The sequence below is a fragment of the Bacteroides xylanisolvens genome (genome assembly GCF_018289135.1).
Classification (GTDB): Bacteria; Bacteroidota; Bacteroidia; order Bacteroidales; family Bacteroidaceae; genus Bacteroides; species Bacteroides xylanisolvens.
Genome location: NZ_CP072216.1, coordinates 4,967,094 through 4,984,158 on the forward strand (window position 1 = coordinate 4,967,094; position 17,065 = coordinate 4,984,158).

11 protein-coding genes are annotated in these 17,065 nt (G+C 41.5%); 8 read left to right on the top strand and 3 right to left on the bottom strand.

Features of this window, described 5'->3' with window-relative positions:
• Positions 1–137: 137 nt before the first annotated feature.
• From INE92_RS20635 to INE92_RS20645, 3 genes are all read right to left on the bottom strand, one after another.
• Positions 138–548 (bottom strand): PaaI family thioesterase, encoded by a 411-nt coding sequence (locus INE92_RS20635; RefSeq protein ID WP_004298330.1) that lies wholly within the window; start codon positions 546–548, stop codon positions 138–140.
• Between the two features lie 32 nt (positions 549–580).
• Positions 581–1,573 carry a FecR family protein gene (locus INE92_RS20640; RefSeq protein WP_004310926.1) on the bottom strand — a complete coding sequence of 331 codons (993 nt, stop codon included), beginning with the start codon at positions 1,571–1,573 and terminating at the stop codon, positions 581–583.
• Positions 1,574–1,674: 101 nt separating this feature from the next.
• Entirely contained in the window at positions 1,675–2,271 is a 597-nt protein-coding gene (locus INE92_RS20645; protein ID WP_004310927.1) for an RNA polymerase sigma-70 factor, read from the bottom strand.
• A 405-nt stretch (positions 2,272–2,676) separates the two neighbouring features.
• Here INE92_RS20645 and INE92_RS20650 point away from each other — a divergent pair, with 405 nt between their 5' ends.
• The 8 genes from INE92_RS20650 (at position 2,677) to INE92_RS20685 (ending at position 17,039) form a co-directional block, all read left to right on the top strand.
• A complete protein-coding gene (locus INE92_RS20650) occupies positions 2,677–4,401 on the top strand; it encodes a hypothetical protein (RefSeq protein WP_008776096.1) in 1,725 nt (574 codons plus the stop codon).
• A gap of 57 nt (positions 4,402–4,458) precedes the next feature.
• A complete protein-coding gene (locus tag INE92_RS20655; RefSeq protein ID WP_004307468.1) occupies positions 4,459–7,959 on the top strand; it encodes a TonB-dependent receptor in 3,501 nt (1,166 codons plus the stop codon).
• Between the two features lie 20 nt (positions 7,960–7,979).
• A complete protein-coding gene (locus INE92_RS20660) occupies positions 7,980–9,812 on the top strand; it encodes a RagB/SusD family nutrient uptake outer membrane protein (protein WP_373259801.1) in 1,833 nt (610 codons plus the stop codon).
• A gap of 26 nt (positions 9,813–9,838) precedes the next feature.
• Positions 9,839–10,924: a family 43 glycosylhydrolase gene (locus tag INE92_RS20665; protein WP_004307466.1), complete on the top strand. Its 1,086-nt coding sequence runs from the start codon at positions 9,839–9,841 to the stop codon at positions 10,922–10,924.
• A 3-nt stretch (positions 10,925–10,927) separates the two neighbouring features.
• On the top strand, positions 10,928–12,004 hold the full coding sequence (locus INE92_RS20670; protein ID WP_008641764.1) for a metallophosphoesterase: 1,077 nt from the start codon (positions 10,928–10,930) through the stop codon (positions 12,002–12,004).
• A gap of 39 nt (positions 12,005–12,043) precedes the next feature.
• On the top strand, positions 12,044–13,852 hold the full coding sequence (locus INE92_RS20675; protein ID WP_008776093.1) for a glycoside hydrolase family 2 protein: 1,809 nt from the start codon (positions 12,044–12,046) through the stop codon (positions 13,850–13,852).
• A gap of 282 nt (positions 13,853–14,134) precedes the next feature.
• Positions 14,135–15,337 (top strand): glycoside hydrolase family 88 protein, encoded by a 1,203-nt coding sequence (locus INE92_RS20680; protein ID WP_004298320.1) that lies wholly within the window; start codon positions 14,135–14,137, stop codon positions 15,335–15,337.
• Positions 15,338–15,488: 151 nt separating this feature from the next.
• On the top strand, positions 15,489–17,039 hold the full coding sequence (locus INE92_RS20685) for a sulfatase family protein (protein WP_004298319.1): 1,551 nt from the start codon (positions 15,489–15,491) through the stop codon (positions 17,037–17,039).
• The last annotated feature ends 26 nt before the right edge of the window (positions 17,040–17,065 follow it).

Sequence of the window (17,065 nt, forward strand, 5' to 3'; positions counted from 1 at the left end):
AAATGGCCCTGCCAACCTGTTATTTTTTAGACGCGGATAACGCGGATGACACGGATTTATTATCTTTTTATCCGTATCATCCGCGTTATCTGTTTCTAAAAGGTATACTTTTAAAAGTGTTGATGCGCTTTCCTGTTTTATTCCTGAACTTCGAAAGGCACTTTCTGATCCTTTCGGAATACGCTAGATTCAAAAGTTGCAATCAACTCTCCGTCTTGGTTTGTTATATCTACCTGATAGCAACCTGTACTTCGACCGATATAGCGTTCGCGTGCTTCGGCAAAGAGAGTATCTCCGGGGCCGCTGGCACGCAGAAAAGTAATAGTGGACGAGAGAGAGAAAGCTAGTGTGCCGTGCGAGTTGGCAGCTGCGGCAAGCGCAAGGTCTGCCAGCGTAAAGATCGCTCCTCCTTGTGTGCGGGCACCTGCGTTAAGATGTTCGGGTTTTATTTCTAATTTGGCTTTACTGTAACCTTTGCGTACTTCCAGCAGTACTACTCCTGCATTTTCGGCAAACAGATCGTTCTTAAAAAACTCTTGTGCGGTCATGATATTATTTTTGAAGATTCTTTAATCGTTTCTTATTTTTTCAATGAATGGATATATACCTTATCTTTTTCAATTGAGTAGCTAAATTTATTTGTTTCAGACATAATATCCAATATTTTCTCTAAATTATTTGTTTCTATAATAAAACTTCCATGGAAAATCAAATTCTTGAGTTGCTCTGACTCAAATGCGAATGTCACATCAAACTGGCGCTCCAACTCTTTAGAAATGATCGACATAGGAACTTCATCCCAGAATACTTTGCAGTTGATCCACTGTTCAGCATAGTCAGCACTCTCGGTCAGCTTATAAGTTTGGTCAAGCTTATTAACTGTCATCGTTTGATTAGGCTTCATTATAAACTCTTGGTTGATGCACAATAAGACAATGGAACCTTCTAGGAGTGATACCTTTATATAATTCTCATCACCATAATTTTTAACGTTAAACTTAGTACCCAGTACCTTGATCTGTGCGGAGTCTGTTTGTATAACAAATGGATGCTCTCCATGCTCTACCTCAAAATACCCTTCGCCTTCCAGCCGGACATTGCGATTCTTTCGACTAAAACTCTCGGAGTAAGAAAGCTTGGAATCTGCGTTTAACCACACTATAGAACCGTCAGGAAGCTTCATTTTTAATTTCGATTTTCTTGGAGCGTATACTTCGGAAATCAAAGAATCATCAGGTGTTGTAAAATTATAAATTATAAAAGGAGTGGTAAACAGTAATATAATGATTGCCGCTGCGTAACCTGCATACTTCACAAATAAGGCTCTTCTCATCTTTCCTGCCGGAGCACTCTTATGTTTGCGGATTCGTTTCGCAAATCTGTTATAGGCTTGTTCTTCGTGTACAGATACATTTTTATACTCGGCAGACAGAAGCCAGATTCGTTTCTGCTGTTCAAAATATTTCTGATTCTCCGGATCGGAGTATATCCATTCGTTCAACTTATGCAAGTCCTCTTTAGCGATACTTCCCGAGAGGAAATCATATATCAGTTTATCAAATTCTTCTTTCATACCATCTTAAACTTAATATCTATTGAAAATCATATACCTGCGCTATCATCAGGACAGTTTGTCAATAGAAGAAGTATAGTGAATTACTTTGCTTTTTAATATTAATTAAATATATTCGTAATAAACATTACAATCAGGGCAAGATAAGATCTTGCTGCTTCCTTCAGTTTATCCAGTGCACTTCGCATGTGATATTTCACTGTATGAATAGTGATTCCCATGATTTCGGCAATTTCTTCTTGTCTTTTGTTCTCAAAACGACTCAATAAAAATACCTTCCGGGTTTCCGGAGATAAGCCGTCAATCGTCTTCTGGATAATAGAATGTAGCTCTTTACCCTCTAAATGCTCAACCGGATTTTCGCCCAAGGACCATAAATCGCTGTAAATGACCAGGTCTTCTGACGAGCAGGCCGTTTCCCTTCTCACATATTCAAGCTGAAGATAATTGATACACTTATTGGCTACACTTCTGAAAAGGTAGTTCTTCAATGAGGTGTTAATTGTTATTTTAGAGCGGTTTTCCCATAGACTATACACCAAATCTTCTACTATAGATTCTGATAGATAAGAGTCTGTCAAATACCCTCTCGCTATCCGGCAAAGATCTGTATAGTAAGTTTTATAGATGTATCGGAATGCCTCCTCTTTACCCGATTTCAGGGCCTCGATAATCTCTGTTTCCAGGTTTTTTTCCATTATGTCTTTCAGAAATCGTATATTTGATTTATTAGTTAATATATTAAGGTGAATACTCACAGGTTCTGTTTCTCCGATGGATAATTCGGGGGCAAGGTATTGAAAAAATGTAAGATGACCAAACTCACTAATAAAAAGATGAGTTGAAGGGCTGAACGAATAAAAAAATCATTTCTCACTATACTTTTTATTAATCTGGCTGTCATATTAATGAATAGGCCAATAAAGCATATTTTAACCTGAATCTCTATGAATGGTAAAAAGAAGGATTGTAAAAGAGCATAGCGCGACACTCTTTTTTAAGTTATAAGGTATACAAACAGCTGTTTTAGTTTAGTCATGCAGGATAAAGATTGTTTTCAGGAATAACAGAAAATAAGCTATTTCTTATTTAAATAATATTGTATGAAGAAACTACATTTTCTATTAAGCACATTCCTTGTGTTTATATTCACGTCATGCGGAGAAGATGAACTGAAAGGTGTTGTCTTATCCGAAGATCCGGGGTACGTAAAAGAACCATTGGTAGCCATACAGGCAGAAGATGGCACAGGGAACTGGATAAATGGTCTTATTGACCAGAACAGTAGGGTCATAGCCTTAGATTTTCGCATTTTGGACGACCAAAGTGCGGTGAATGTGAAACTCAAACTGGCGGATGAATGGGCAAAGCCCATTGATCCGCTTACTACTGATGCTGTACTGGACTTGAGCAGCGGTATCACCCGTATTAAAGTGAATGATGGAGCAGATGATATCGAATATACCATTTTCAGCACTTCTACTCAGCTACTTCGAGGCGTAACGGCTACTTGTAACACAGAGCAGGTTAGTGCTAACTTTATTAATGGCATCGCTTCGTTACGTTTCAAACAAAACACTGCATTTGCAAACGTTGTGTTGATGCCGACTTTGGCAGATAACGCAGAAATCATCTCTACGGATCCCGTCAGTCAAAAGGATGAAAACGGAAACCTGATTGTTGACCTAAGTAGCACACTTACTATTACTGTAAAAGACAATACGAACAACATGACTAAAAAATATCAGTTGAGTGCTGTAAATGGAATTATTGACGCAGGGGTAAACTGGAAAAATATTACTGCTGATCTAAAAAGCCAACACAGTAGTATTTGTATTCCTGATTTCATGATTGTCTATGAAAATAAAAACCTGCATGGAAGGAGCGGTAATACGGGATGGTTGATAACTATTCCTGCCGGTAGAATAAATATGAAGGTTAGCTGGGATATGAATAAAGACAATGTAACATGGGCTGAACCCACTGCTCAACATCGTACAACAGCTATCATGAATGATAATATGGATTATTCATTGTTTGTTCCGGGATTGTCCGGGCAATTCTGGGTACCGATATTTTATAGCCTCGGGTGGAATGATAGTGGGCTGCTATCCGCACCGCGTCTCGGATATAACCTATCTACTTCTTTGAAGTATTGTCCGGGAACTCTGGGAATTACAGCTGATGGAAAAGCGGAGATTTCGTATGCAGAAGTGATAGATAATAACTTGTATAAGTTTACCAGCGGCGGAGCCGGCAAACAAGCTGCCAATGGAGTACAGTGGTCCCCAACCAGTGCTGTCAGTGGATATTCCTATCCGTTGCAAAAAGGGCAGATCATGATTGCCGGAGAAAATGCAGAACTTTACAAGACATTTGCTACTAATGAAGGAAGAAATACTTCGACCCGTAACAGAGGAATGGATGGAGCATTGTCAGGAAGTAATTCATGGGCTGCTAATCCGGTAAGCATTTGGACTTTTGATGGCAAGCCTGTAGGACGCCGGGCTGTCGGTATCACGGAAGAAGGAGACTTGGTCATTTTTGTAAGTAATCGTTTTACGAATTCTTATAACTCGGTAAAAGCAGCTTGGAATGTCTTTAGTGATGGCTCTTCTTTACGGGAAGTTGCTGTGGCATTGCAGGAAGTGGGTTGTACGGATGCCATTGTGTTTGGTGAGAACTATCATAGTCCTGTTGTTATTCGGGATGATAGTAGAGGGGTGCCTTTAGGAAAGGTAGCCGGTAGATACGACTGGGAAACGAACGGCAATGTTAAAAATGCGGATAATGAGGCTAGTTCGCAATCCTGGATAATGTTTAAATAAGAATATTGTAAAACAATGAGTTAGTAACAAAAGATATACACATAAAAACTTAAATCAATGAGTAAAATCATCAAATGCATGTTCTTCGTGCTATTAGCTGCAGTTCTTCCACTGTCGGTTCATGCACAACAGGTGACCTTACATTTGCAAGACGTAACGGTGCGCAAAGCGTTCCGGGAGTTGGAGGTCAAAGGAAATGTATCCTTAGTATATGAGAAAAATGATGTGGACCTGACCCGTAAGGTAACTGTAAAGGTAGATAATCAACCGATAAGCAAGGCACTGGATCAGATTCTGAAAGGGCAGGAGTTGATTTATAAAATAAAAGATAATCATATTATTATCACCCGGCCTGTCGTTCAGAAATCGGATAAGAAACGGCGTATCAATGGTGTCATCAGCGATGTCAATGATGAATTGTTAATTGGAGTATCGGTATCAATTCCCGGTACTAATATTGGCACGGTGAGTAATATGGAAGGGAAATTTGAATTGGAAATACCGGAGGACGCTAAGAAATTGCAAGTGTCTTATATCGGTTTTGACACGCAGGAAATTTCATTGTCGCCCGGCAAGACGACATTCAACATTGTAATGGGAGAGAATGTGAAAATGCTTTCAGAAGTAGTAGTGGTTGGTTATGGCACGCAAAAGAAGGTGAACCTGACCGGTTCGGTTGCTACGGTAAATTTGGAAAAGGAATCACTTTCCCGTCCTTTGGTCAGTGCTTCGCAGGCGTTGAGCGGTATGACAGCCGGTTTGCAGGTGATGCAAAGCTCCGGGACTCCATATAATGAAGGCTTTTCTTTCAATATTCGGGGAGTAGGTACCCTGAACAGTTCTTCACCACTCGTGTTGGTGGATGGGATGGAACAAAGTCTGAATAATGTAGATCCCAACGATATTGCTTCTATTTCCATCCTGAAAGATGCGGCCTCGTGTGCTATTTATGGTAACCGGGGGGCAAATGGGGTTATTCTGGTTACTACCAAAACCGGACAAACAGGAAAGGTCAGCGTATCTTACAATGCTACTTTTTCACTGAATCAACCTACCAAACTGATAAAAACGGTATCTAACTACGCCAAGTATATGGAATTGATGAACGAAGCTGCTACTAATATAGGAGAATCTGCTCCTTTCAGCGACATTACCATCAATCAATGGCGTGAGGCGGAAAAAGATCCGAATGGCATTTCGGCTTCCGGCTATCCTAATTATGTAGCTTATCCTAATACAGATTGGTACGATGAGATATATAGTAACGACTGGATGATGAAACATTCGCTTTCCGTCACTGGACAGGAGGGACGTACCGGATATAATCTTTCTATATCTTATACTGACAATCCGGGATTAATCAAGGATACCGGATACCAACGCTATTTTTTGCGTGCCAATGTTTATTCGGATATTACTAAGTGGTTACGTATTGGTACTCGCGTATGGGGGTATCACACTGACCAGAAGAAAAGCGATACCGGTTCACTCACCAATATCAATACCCAAAAAATGATACCGGGCGTATATCCATATTATGACGGAAAATATGGTGCGCCGGAAGCGAACGAGGAAGATCCGCAATCTCACAATCCTCTGTGGGACATGGCACAATCGGAAGGGCATATCAAAAACACGCAGTTCTTTACTACTTTCTATGCCAACGTGAAGTTTCTGAAACACTTTTCATACGATGTTAATCTGAACTATAAAGATTACCGTTATGAATCGATGTCCGTAAATACGGATTATGGGAAATATAGTTTTAGTACAGATCAGTGGATAGCTGCCCCCAAAGATCCTGCCGATTTGTATACCCGTATGGCGTATGTCCGTGAAAACCATTGGAAATTAACGCACTTGCTCAACTATAACCAGACTTTTTATAAGCATGATATTGGTATGTTATTGGGCTTTGAAGAAGAACGTTTTGTCAAACGGACTACCGACACTGCCAAACTTGGATTAATAGATTCGTCTGTGGGTGATTCAAGTTCTGCTACTACTCCTTCTTCCATAGGTGGTACAGGTGAGGAATTTACATCCCGTTCTTACTTCGGTCGTATTAACTATGCTTTCGACAGCCGTTATTTATTCGAGGTTAATATGCGTTATGACGGTTCCTCCCGTTTTGCTCCGGATAATCGCTGGGGGCTTTTTCCATCTTTCTCTGCCGGGTGGAGAATCAGTGAAGAGAGATTTATGAAAGGACTTCCTATCGACAATCTGAAATTACGTGCTTCGTGGGGTAAGTTAGGGAACAATGCGATTGGTAACTACGAATGGCAGGCTGTGTACAACTCGGCAAAGTACGCGTTTGGAGGTAGCCTTAATAATGGTTTGGCAATTACTTCTATTTCCAACAACCTGTTGGAGTGGGAAAGTACTGCCATTACGAATATTGGTATCGACTTTGCAACTTTAAGAAACCGTCTGACGTTTGAGGCTGAATTTTATAATAAAGTAACGGATGGAATCTTATATCGCCCTGATATGTATATGTCTCTCGGGACAGCCAGTGGCCCTCGTCAGAACATTGCGGAAGTGACTAACCGCGGTATTGAAATGACCCTGAATTGGCAAGACCGTATCGGTAAAGTAGAATATCGTGTATCCGGTAACTTTGCCTATAACCAGAACAAGGTCAGTAAATACAAAGGAGAGTTGCAGCGTGGCTGGGTGACAGATGAAAACGGGAACCGTGTTTATCAAACCAATATCGGCGATGTCTCTACCGGAGGATCTACCCGTGTAATAGAGGGTAAAATGATTAATGAATACTATATGTTGCAACCATATAAAGGCAGTGGAAACGGTTTTAACGCAGATGGAACAGTCAATATCAACGGTGGTCCGAGAGACGGAATGATCCGTACAGTAGACGACATGAAATGGCTGAATGCTATGGTAGGGGCAGGGTATAAGTTCTATCCGCGTCAGAACGTCAGTAAGAGTGGCATTTGGTATGGTGATTACATCTATGCTGACTTAAATGGCGACGGTGTATATGGTAATGACGCTGATAATGAGTTTCAGGGATGCTCCAATGTGCCCAAGTATAACTTCGGTCTGCAGGCAAGCGCTAATTGGAAAGGCTTCGATTTCTCCATGAACTGGTCCGGTGCGGCAGGTTTCAAGATTTACTACTATCGTTTGGCATTGAACAGCAGTGCTACCATCAAAGGATATGCTATTGGGGAAGCAATAGCAAACGATCACTATTTCTTTGATCCCAAAAATCCCAATGATCCGCGCACGAACTTGAGTTCAAAGAATCCTCGTTTGACAAATAACTCCGGTAACGACCAAAGTGGTATGACACAGTCATCAGTACATTTGCAAAAAGGGGATTATATTAAACTGAAGAACCTGACTATCGGATATACATTGCCTGCTGTCCTGTCGAAAAAAGTATATGCACAGAATATCCGTTTCTTTGCTTCCGGTGAAAATTTATTTACCATTACCGGGTATGAAGGAATGGATCCGGAAATGCGTACCGCAGTGGGATATTCTACTATGAGACAATATGCATTCGGTGTAAATATCACTTTCTAAACTTACTCTAAAACGATTTTATGATGAAAAACAAAATAAAAATATTTCGGAAATTAGTAAGATGTGCATCTATTGCCTTGCTGTCTTTCTCTATGGCTGGATGCGGTGCGGACTTTTTAGATACTACTCCTACCAATAACATAAGCGGTAGTAGTATCTGGACGAAAGCAACTTTGGCCGAACAGGCTGTTATCGGCGTATATAATGTCTTTCTGGATCAATATTGTCCTAACTCCGGCATTTTGGATTCGCACCGGATTCCATGGGATGCTTATTCTTCTGTGATGGATACAGACAAGAACTGGATTAAGCGAATGCCTAATTGTACAGGAGCAGCTACTCCCTCAAGTGGCCTGTTCAGTGATATTTATAAACGTTTTTATACTTTTATCTATCGTGCTAATGATGTGATAGATAATATTGGTCAGGTTCCTGATATGTCGACCGGAGAGAAGCAACGGGCTATCGCCGAATGTAAATTCTTGCGTGCATTTGCTTATATGCGCTTGAATATCTTGTATAAAGGAGTGCCGTTATATATGAATGCAATCACGAGTCCTGAAAACGGTAACAAAGCCCGTTCTTCAGAAGCGGATGTTTGGGCGGCTATACTCCAGGATCTGACAGATTGTGTGAATGAACCCAATCTACCGGATAAATATAATTCGGGTGACTCTAACTATGGACGGGTAACCAAAGGAGCTGCTTATGCATTACGCGGACAAGTATATATGTGGCAGAAGAATTGGGAGGCGGCGGTTGATGATTTTAATTCTGTGGCTGACTGTGGCTTCGGGTTATATACTAAGGCCGGTGCTACCAGTTATAAGCAGTTGTTGAAAATAGCAAATGAACAATGTGAAGAAATGATATTCTCTGTGCAATGCATCAAGCAATACGGCTACTCCAATACAAGGAACATCACTTACGGCAACCGTTGTACAGCAGGTTCTATGTGGAATAACTATTTGCCTAATCCGCATTTTGTAGAATCTTTTGAGACGGCGACCGGAGAAAAGTTTAATTGGGATAACTACTTGCCGGGCTATAGTGCGATGAAAGAAAAAGAACGTGTGGTGTTTTTTCTACGCGATGGACTGTCTGCGGCGGAAAAGGAACGTATGGCTGCCTATGGGGCAGATATGAACAAATATCTGGATAGTGGCAATGAAGCACGTATCAAAAAAGCTTACGAGAGCCGTGATCCACGTCTGCAAATGGCTGTCATTACCCCTTACGCACAATACAATGGCGCTTCTTCTGGAATAGCTCATACTTATACATTGCGTTGGCCTTATCGTGGCTCCGACAGTGCAGAGCCTTTTGATATCCGTACTGATACAAACGATAAGTTTTACTATCTATGGAGAAAGTTTGTTCCTGAAGGTCTGGAACAGACAGAACGTGATACTTATGGATTGGATATTCCATTAATACGCTATGCGGAAGTATTGCTCCTGAAAGCAGAAGCGCTAAATGAATGGGGAAGTACCCATGAAAGCGAAGCAATCAGATGTGTTAATGAAGTAAGACGTCGTGCAGGGCATGTCGAATTGAATAATGCAACTTATCCTGCTACGAAAGTTAACGGGCAGAGTGATTTGCGTGAACGTATCCGGAATGAGTATTACTGGGAAATCGGTGGCGAAGATTCCATGTATTTCCATGAATTGCGTTGGGGAACGTGGAAAGATAAGAAGTTTGATAATAATCGTAACGGTCTGATGCAGATGTGGGGTGAAACGACTTATACCTGGTACTGGTTGGGGGATCAGTGCTGGAGCTGGCCTATTCCTGCTAAAGAAATGGAAATGAACTCGAATTTGGAACAGAATGAAGGTTGGATAAATTAATCTTAGTTTTAACTAATAAAGTATATATGAAAAAATTATCTTTTTTAATTGCAACAGCATTGTGTATCATGGCATGTTCCGGTGGCTCTGACGAACAACCGGATGGGCCGGGTAACGGTAATGGAAATGGGGGTGGGGGGAGTACACCTAACCCTGTTTCATTCTCCAATCCTATAGTCGGCAAACAGTTGCCTGATCCGACTATAATCCATGCGGCAGACGGGAACTTTTATTTGTATGTTACCCAACAGGATAATATCTATATTCCGATTTACAAATCTACTAATATGACACAGTGGACTTATGCTGGGGCAGCCTTTCTGCAAAAACCGAACTGGCAGCCGGACACTCGCTTATGGGCTCCGGACATTAACTATATCAATGGTAAATATGTGCTCTATTATACTCTTGGGCACTGGGACTTGCCTAAGAATAGTTGTATCGGGGTGGCGGTCAGCGACTCTCCTGTAGGGCCTTTTACGGATCACGGAAAACTTCTTGACTACAATTCTGGTACTATGCAGTGCATCGACCCTTGTTATTTTGAAGATAATGGTAAGAAGTATCTTTTCTGGGGAAGTTATAATAGTACTTCTAAAGGCTATGAAGGAGGTATCCGTTATGTAGAGTTAAGTGCTGACGGTCTATCCATTAAAGGGGCTGTTTCCGAAAAGATAGCGGGTCCTTCAATAGAAGGCATCATGGTTCATAAACGCGGGAATTATTATTATCTATTTGGCTCTACGGGTAGTTGTTGTGAAGAGGAAAGAAGTACGTATCGTGTAGTGGTGGGGCGTTCTAAAAATATCGAAGGTCCTTATGTGGGTAAAAACGGTACTGTGATGAAAGAAAATAGTAGTTATAATGAAGTAATTCTACAGGGTAATAACCTGTTTGCCGGAACCGGACACAATTCCGAAATTATCACGGATGATGAGGGTAATGACTGGTTCTTCTATCATGCCTGGCAGAAAGCGAAAATAGATAATGGTCGTCAATTGATGTGTGACCGCATACAATGGAGCAGTGATGGCTGGCCTTATATTACTAATGGCACACCGGCATCCGTATCTCGTGCACCTGTATTTAAAAACGAAGAAGAAAAAGAGTAATCTATGAAACTATTCAACTATTTATTGGCCGGGATATTGTGTGCTTCTGTCACTTGTCTCCCGGCGCAGCATCGGGCTGATCCCCAGAAATTGGTCAATCCGGAATCCTTTTCTATGATTTTGCTCGGTGATCCACAGGGATATACCAAGTATGATATTAACCAGCCGCTTTTTGATCTTTGTACCGCATGGATTGCGGACAATATAGAGTCGCTTAAAATTAAAGCTGTCCTTTGTACAGGCGATTTGGTGGAGCAGAATGATAATAATGTATTAAACCGTAAGATGCTGAACCAGACCAGTCGTGAAATGTGGGAGGCAGCATCGCAGGCTTTGAAAAGACTGGATAACAAAGTACCTTATATTATTGCCGCAGGCAATCATGATTATGGATACAAAGCCGCAGAAAACGGTCGTACTTATTTTCCTGATTATATTCCTTTTGAACGAAATTCTACCTGGCGGAATATCTGTGTCAGTGAATTTCCTAATCGTGAAGGCAGGGCGTCTTTAGAGAATTCGGCTTTTGAGTTTGATGAGCCGGGATGGGGAAAGATTTTGGTTATAGCAGTAGAGTTTGTGCCTCGTGATGAAGTTCTGCAATGGGCGAAAGATTTGGTAAACAAGCCGAGATACAAGAATTATAAGGTGATTTTTATCACTCATTCTTATCTTGATATAGGTAATAAGCGCGTTACGAAAGATGGGTATAAGATTTCTCCACAAAACTCGGGGCAGGCTATTTGGGAGAAACTTATTTATCCTTCTTCCAATATCCGTCTCGTACTTTGCGGACATGTGGGAAGAGGCACCGGTGAATATGAGAATAATGTGGCTTATCGGGTGGATAAGAACAGTGCCGGGAAAGATGTATCACAAATGACGTTTAATGTACAATATGTAGGAGGCGGTCCGGAAGGGAACGGAGGGGATGGTTGGCTTCGCATTCTGGAATTTATGCCGGATGGTAAAACGATCAAAGTACGTACTTATTCTCCCTTGTTTGGGATTTCAAAATTGACCAGGCATCTGGCACATCGTACGGCACCTTACGATCAGTTTGATATTATATTGGAATAACTTGACCTAGTAAAAATACTCTTAATAGAAATAATGTAGATGAGAAAAGTTGTATGTTCTTTAGTGATACTTATTAATAGTGTTTATCTATTTGCACAGTGGAAACCGGTTGGCGGTCGAATTATGACGGAATGGGCGGCGAAAATAGATGTTGAAAACGTGTTGCCCGAATATCCCCGCCCAATTATGGAACGTGCTGACTGGATAAATCTGAACGGATTGTGGAATTATGCTATTTCTCCGGTAGGTCAAGCTATGCCACAAAGTTATGATGGTCGGATTTTAGTTCCTTTTGCTGTAGAATCAAGCTTGTCCGGAGTGGGGAAAAGTCTTGGGGAGAAGAATGAACTTTGGTATCAGCGTCAATTCTCGGTTCCCTCCAAATGGAAAGGACATAGGATCTTATTGCATTTTGGGGCTGTTGACTGGAAAGCGGATGTTTGGGTAAATAAGGTAAAGGTGGGACAACATACAGGAGGATTTACTCCTTTTTCTTTTGATATCACGCCTGCCTTGCTGAATGGGGAAAATGAATTGATCGTGAAAGTGTGGGACCCGACTGATAAAGGTCCTCAGCCTAGAGGAAAACAGGTTAGTAAGCCGGGAGGTATCTGGTATACTCCTGTCAGTGGTATTTGGCAAACAGTTTGGCTAGAACCCGTGCCAATCCGGTCGATTGTCAATATCAAAACGACTCCTGATATTGACAGGAATAAGTTGACAGTAGAGGTTATGACAGATCATCAGATGCTTTCAGATAAATTGGAGGTGAAGGTATTAGAAGGAAAGCAGTTGGTGGCTGTAGGAAGTTCCGTAAATGGTATTCCGGTTGAAATTGCTATGCCGTCTGATGTAAAGTGGTGGTCACCGGATTCTCCGTTTTTATATGATATGGAAATTTGTCTGTATTCAGAAAATAAGTTGATCGATAAGGTTAAGAGCTATACTGCCATGCGTAAATATTCAACGAAACGCGATAAAAATGGAATTGTACGTCTACAATTGAATAATAAGGACTTGTTTCAATTTGGTCTTTTAGATCAGGGCTGGTGGCCGGATGGCTTGTATACGGCACCTTCGGATGAGGCTTTAGTATATGATATTCAAAAGACAAAAGATTTTGGATATAATATGATTCGCAAACATATAAAAGTAGAGCCTGCCCGTTGGTATACGTATTGTGATCGTTTAGGGGTTATTGTGTGGCAGGACATGCCGAGTGGCGATAAGAATCCCGAGTGGCAGAATCGGAAGTATTTTGAGGGAACAGAATTTAAACGGTCTGCTGAATCAGAGGCTATTTATCGTAAAGAATGGAAAGAAATTATCGACTGCCTTTACTCTTATCCTTGTATTGGCACATGGGTACCTTTCAATGAGGCTTGGGGGCAGTTTAAAACCCCTGAAATAGCAGAATGGACAAAGCAATATGATCCTTCCCGTTTAGTGAATCCTGCCAGTGGAGGTAATCATTATACCTGTGGTGATATGCTCGATTTGCATAATTATCCCGGTCCGGAGATGTATTTATATGACGCACAGCGTGCAACTGTACTCGGAGAGTATGGAGGAATTGGTTTAGTGCTGAAGGAGCATCTTTGGGAGCCGAATCGTAATTGGGGGTATGTTCAGTTTAGTACTTCCAAAGAAGCTACTGATGAGTATCTGAAGTATGCTAATATGCTGAAGGATATGATTGCACGTGGATTCTCGGCTGCTGTTTATACACAGACTACAGATGTTGAGATCGAAGTGAACGGATTGATGACATACGACCGCAAAGTAATAAAACTGGATGAACAGAAATTGAAGAGGGCAAATACGGAAATTTGTGAAAGTTTAAAGTAAGAAGCCGGATTAGCTATTTGGCTGAACAAAAAACTCATCTGTAGCCATTCGAATTATAGATATAGTTTGCAATATTATATAATTGAGAAAACAGAATTCAGATACTTTCTTTGTATCTGGACTCTGTTTTTTTTGAATATATAATTCTATCCATTCCTTCATTTTTCAGTGAAATGTACCAAAATTGTCCTTCATTTGGATTATTTAGGTCGGTCAATTCTATTTAAATGCACTACTTTTGCCATCAGGAAAATTAATCACTTAACAAATAATCCCTGTATTATGAAAACAATTCTTAGCGCATTAGGACTTTCCCTATTGATCTTTACGAGTTGCGGTGGACAAAAAAAGGTTGAAGTAGACTTTATTCAGGACAACATCGACAACGCTGTGGCACAGAACACAATCCAGACGGACATTATTGAGAAGTCCGGTAAAATCTTGAATCCGAGAACAATCAACGAAGATGGGAGTATCTCTTACATACCGATGGAAGACTGGTGCTCCGGTTTCTTTCCCGGTAGTATATGGTTGACTTATAATCTGACGGGTGATAAGAAATGGTTGCCGCTGGCTGAGAAATATACAGAAGCTCTTGATTCTGTGAAATATCTGAAATGGCATCATGATGTAGGTTTCATGATCGGTTGCAGTTATTTGAACGGCTATCGCATGGCAGATAAGAAAGAGTACAAAGACGTCATTATAGAAGCTGCCAAATCATTGTCCACTCGTTTTCGTCCGAATGCAGGCGTTATCCAGTCATGGGATGCCGATAAAGGTTGGCAGGGAACACGGGGATGGAAATGTCCGGTGATTATTGATAATATGATGAATCTCGAACTCTTATTTGAAGCAACAGCTCTTTCCGGAGATTCTACTTTCTACAATATTGCAGTGAAACATGCTGATACAACAATGGCTCACCACTTCCGTCCGGACAACAGCTGCTACCATGTGGTAGATTACGATCCGGAGACAGGAGAAGTGCGTAAGAGACAAACTGCACAAGGATATGCCGACGAATCGGCTTGGGCTCGCGGACAAGCATGGGCTCTGTATGGATATACTACCTGCTATCGCTATACCAAAGATAAGAAATATCTCGACCAGGCACAAAAAGTCTATAACTTCATCTTTAATAATAAGAACCTGCCGGAAGACCTCGTACCATACTGGGATTATGATGCTCCGAATATTCCGAACGAACCGCGTGATGCTTCTGCAGCAGCTTGTACAGCCTCTGCCCTTTACGAACTGGATGGCTATCTGCCGGGCAACCACTACAAGGAAACGGCTGATAAGATAATGGAAAGTTTGGGCTCACCTGCTTATCGCGCAGAAGTTGGAACAAATGGAAACTTTATCCTGATGCATTCGGTTGGCAGTATTCCTCACGGTCAGGAAATTGACGTTCCTCTGAACTATGCTGACTATTACTTCCTGGAAGGACTGATGCGTAAAAGAGATTTGGAAAAGAAATAAGAAATAGACAATGAACGGTAAACAGTGAACGGTGAATGCTTAGCGGATTCTGACGGAACATGTTTACCGTTTATCATTCGCTACTTATTATCTATAACTTTCTATTGACCGTTTGTCATTTACCTGTTTTAATTATTTATCATAAACTATCATGAATAAACCTATAAACCTTCTTGTAGGAGGCTTGACGCTCTTTGCCGCACAAGGTTGCAAGGCTCCGAAACAAGCGTCCCAACAAGCGGAGCATCCTAATATAATCTATGTATTTCCCGATCAATACCGTAACCAGGCGATGGGCTTCTGGAGGCAGGACGGATTCCGGGATAAAGTAAACTTTGAAGGAGACCCCGTGCATACTCCTAATCTGGATGCCTTTGCACGTGAATCTATGGTCTTGTCGTCTGCACAGAGTAACTGCCCGTTGAGCAGCCCTCATCGTGGAATGTTACTGACCGGTATGTACCCGAACAAAAGTGGTGTACCATTGAATTGCAACTCTACACGTCCGATCAGTTCCTTACGCGAGGATGCGGAATGTATCGGCGATGTGTTCAGCAAAGCAGGTTATGACTGTGCTTATTTTGGTAAACTTCACGCTGACTTCCCGACTCCGAACGATCCCGAACATCCGGGACAGTATGTGGAAGAAAAACGTCCGGCATGGGATGCCTATACACCGAAAGAACGCCGGCACGGCTTTAACTACTGGTATTCTTACGGAACATTTGACGAACACAAGAACCCGCATTATTGGGATACGGATGGTAAGAGACACGATCCGAAGGAATGGTCACCTTTGCACGAATCAGGCAAAGTCATTTCTTATCTGAAAAATGACGGTAACGTACGTGATACCAAGAAACCTTTCTTCATAATGGTGGGCATGAATCCTCCTCACAGCCCGTATCGCTCCTTGAATGACTGTGAAGAGCAGGATTTTAATCTTTATAAAGATCAGCCTCTGGATAGTCTGTTGATTCGTCCGAATGTCGATTTGAAGATGAAGAAAGCGGAGTCTGCACGTTATTATTTCGCTTCCGTTACCGGAGTAGACCGTGCTTTCGGACAGATTTTGACGACATTGAAAGAATTGGGATTGGACAAGAATACAGTCGTAATCTTTGCTTCCGATCATGGTGAGACGATGTGTAGCCAGCGCACTGATGATCCGAAGAATTCCCCTTATTCTGAATCCATGAATATTCCGTTCCTGGTTCGTTTTCCCGGTAAGATTCAGCCGAGGGTGGATGATTTATTGCTCTCCGCTCCTGATATTATGCCTACGGTGCTTGGCTTGTGCGGACTGGGTGATTCTATTCCGGCGGAAGTGCAGGGACGTAATTTCGCTCCTCTTTTCTTCGATGAAAAGGCTGAAATTGTTCGTCCTACAGGTGCACTGTATATTCAGAATGTAGATGGCGATAAAGATGAAAATGGATTGGTGCAGACTTACTTCCCTTCTTCAAGAGGTATCAAGACGGCTCAATATACATTGGCGTTATATATCGACCGTGATACGAAGCAATTGAAGAAAAGCCTCTTATTCGATGATGTAAAAGATCCATATCAACTGCATAACCTGCCTTTGGAAGAAAATAAGGAGATTGTGGCACAACTTTGCGGTGAAATGGGAGCTATGTTGAAGGAAATTAATGATCCTTGGTATACGGAAAAGATTCTGTCGGATCGGATACCTTATTAGCGATTAGTAATTTATAAAACGCTGAT